3 protein-coding genes and 1 pseudogene are annotated in these 2,541 nt (G+C 34.2%); 2 read left to right on the top strand and 2 right to left on the bottom strand.

What is annotated here, in order from left to right:
• Positions 1-683: glycosyltransferase (locus ABZA26_RS12410; protein ID WP_372714829.1), on the bottom strand; the 683-nt coding region annotated here is incomplete at its 3' end.
• A 293-nt stretch (positions 684-976) separates the two neighbouring features.
• On the opposite strand from ABZA26_RS12410, the gene ABZA26_RS12415 reads away from it, so the two are divergent.
• Positions 977-1,390 (top strand): acyl-CoA thioesterase, encoded by a 414-nt coding sequence (locus ABZA26_RS12415; RefSeq protein WP_372714830.1) that lies wholly within the window; start codon positions 977-979, stop codon positions 1,388-1,390.
• A gap of 136 nt (positions 1,391-1,526) precedes the next feature.
• Entirely contained in the window at positions 1,527-2,003 is a 477-nt protein-coding gene (locus tag ABZA26_RS12420; RefSeq protein ID WP_372714831.1) for a GyrI-like domain-containing protein, read from the top strand.
• Between the two features lie 124 nt (positions 2,004-2,127).
• Here the strand turns inward: ABZA26_RS12420 and ABZA26_RS12425 are convergent.
• Positions 2,128-2,541, bottom strand: a pseudogene (locus ABZA26_RS12425) (threonine aldolase); the annotation flags it as partial.

Raw genomic sequence — 2,541 nt, forward strand, 5'->3', positions numbered from 1 at the left:
ACCTCATATTTAAAATACCCTTCATCTTGGATAATTCCTGCCATGATAAGTTTTTTATTGGATCTTTTGGCAATCTCGATAGCTTCCTTTGGACCTTTATCTCTGTGTAGTCTTCCAAAAAACAACAGATAATCTTCCGGTAAATCTCTGTATGTAAATTGATTTAGATCTATTCCGTGATATATCGTATTTATATAATTCAGACCACTATTTCGATCTGAATTGCTTATTGAAACATAGTAGGTACTCTCATTGTACTTTTCATACACAGGAAGTATTTTTTCAGAGGAAAATCCGTGTATTGTAGTAAGTACCGGTGTATCTACTAATCCGCTATATGTCAAAGGAAGAAAATCAAAATTATTATGTATAATATCAAATTCATCGGCGCTCTGAAACACATTGGCTATATGCAGACTTTCCCAGACTTTAGGGTCTATATTTTTATCCTCTTCATATCCCACCTGACAAACTGATCTCAATTTCCCTTCTGTTGTAGATTCTCCTGTTGCAAATAGTGTTACATCCACTCCTCTTTTTACTAAACCCTCACAGAGTAAGGAAACAACACTTTCCCAAGGGCCATAGTGCCTTGGAGGGGTTCTCCACGCTATGGGAGAAATCAAAGCCACCCTCAATGGTATTTTTTTCTGAACTTCATTGCTTCTTCTATTTTTATTCACATTAAACCACCTCATTATTTTCAATTCTTTCTGATCCATTTCATACAAAAAAAAATGATATTTCTTTCTTGTCAGAAATTAAAACTTAAATTTATATTTTAACAAAGATCTTAGTGTAGTGTTCATACTTATAGTTTTTTTTAAGGATCATTTTATAGTATAATAAAGATAAATTATTTTCTTCAGAGTTTAGGAATAGATTTTATTATTAATTTATGGAAAACAGCCAAAACTCGAGGTATACTGCAGATATAATCAACGAAATAGAAATTTTACAGACTTAGGGGAGGAACATGTTTATAAGTAAATATCAAGTGAGGATATCCGATATAAACTACGGCGGACATATGGGAAATGAAAGAGCTTTATTGGCTTTTCAACAGGCAAGGATAGAGTGGCTGAAGACCCTGGGGCTTTCAGAAATGGACATAGGTGAAGGCAGGGGCCTAATCCAGAGGAGGGCTAATGTAGAATACCTCAAGGAGGTTTCATTAGGGGATGTCCTAGACGTTAGCATTTATCCTTCAGATATCAAAGGAAGTTATTTCGTACTTGCACATGAAGTTACTAACCAGGACGGTTTCACTGTATTGACCGGGAATGTAACTCTCGGGTCCTTTGACTATAGCAGTAAAAAACTTGCTAAAATACCTAATATTTTAAGAGAAGTACTGGAAAATAAAAAAATATCAAAAGGGAATATCTAAATTACAGCAGCAAAAGGCTGGGGTTTAATATTTCCCCTGGCTTTTTTATTGGTCTATTCTTCAGAAAATTTTAAAACCATCCTCTTAAGGCTAGGATTTTTAATGGTAATATATCAGAGCAAAATAGGAGGTAAAAATGGAATATGAAATAACTGAGCTTAAATCAATAAGGTGTTTTGGAATTGAAAAGCACATTACTAAAGAAAACAAAACAGAAAACACAATATTCAATGATATTTGGAAAGCTCTTATGGAATCGGTGGACTATAAAAAATGTGGTGTTGCCTTTGGAATATCTAAAAATTTTAAAATGGATACTCAAGAATTTGATTATATGGCTTGTTTAAAAGAAGGTACTCCGGTATTAAGGGATTTTAACATGCAAAACACTATAATCCCCGGGGGAAAATATGCAAAATTTAAATTCAAGGGAATCATGAATTCTGAAGCAGTTGAAAAATTTTATAATAATGTTTTTACATTCTCTATGACTGCAGGTACTTTAATCCCTGATATGGAAAGAGGGATAAATTCTTTGGAATTGTACGACGAGTCGTATAGAGGTATGGATAACCCGGAATCAGTTTTTTATCTTTTGATTCCCATTAAGTAGATAGTCAGATTTTATGACAAATAAAAAAGAGACATATGGGCTTGCCCTTATATGTCTCTTTTTATAATTGTTCTCTAATCACATTAGCCCTTTTTCTAGATGAGTTTTATATTATTTAAAGGATTTATTTGTGCTCAGTGAATTTTTCAAGGTCTGACAGGAATCGGTCTACTATCTCTTCTTTTGTAGCCCAGGAGGTAACCAGTCTCACAGCAGACATTTCATCATCGATATTGTGCCATATATAAAAGCCATATTTTTCAGTGAGTTTCTCCACTACTTCTGTCGGGAATATGGGAAATATCTGATTGGATTCTGTTTCCGTAAGAAAATCATACCCCAGCTTCTCTATGGATGATCCGAGCTTAGACGCCATAAAGTTGGCGTGTTTCCCCAGAGAGAAAAACAGGTCATTTCTAAATAGCTCTGAAAACTGTATACCAAGTATTCTTCCCTTGGCCATAAGAGCACCCTTTTGTTTCATATTATATCTGAAGTTTTTCTTTAAGCTATCATTACAGAGGACTATTGCCTCTCC

The organism is Ilyobacter sp. (genome assembly GCF_041583315.1).
In the GTDB taxonomy this organism is placed as follows: Bacteria; Fusobacteriota; Fusobacteriia; order Fusobacteriales; family Fusobacteriaceae; genus Ilyobacter.

What these genes read in the sequence shown, in the direction of transcription:
- ABZA26_RS12415 (WP_372714830.1), top strand. Translation starts at nt 977, where the DNA reads ATGTTTATAAGTAAATATCAAGTGAGGATATCCGATATAAACTACGGC.
- ABZA26_RS12420 (WP_372714831.1), top strand. Translation starts at nt 1,527, where the DNA reads ATGGAATATGAAATAACTGAGCTTAAATCAATAAGGTGTTTTGGAATT.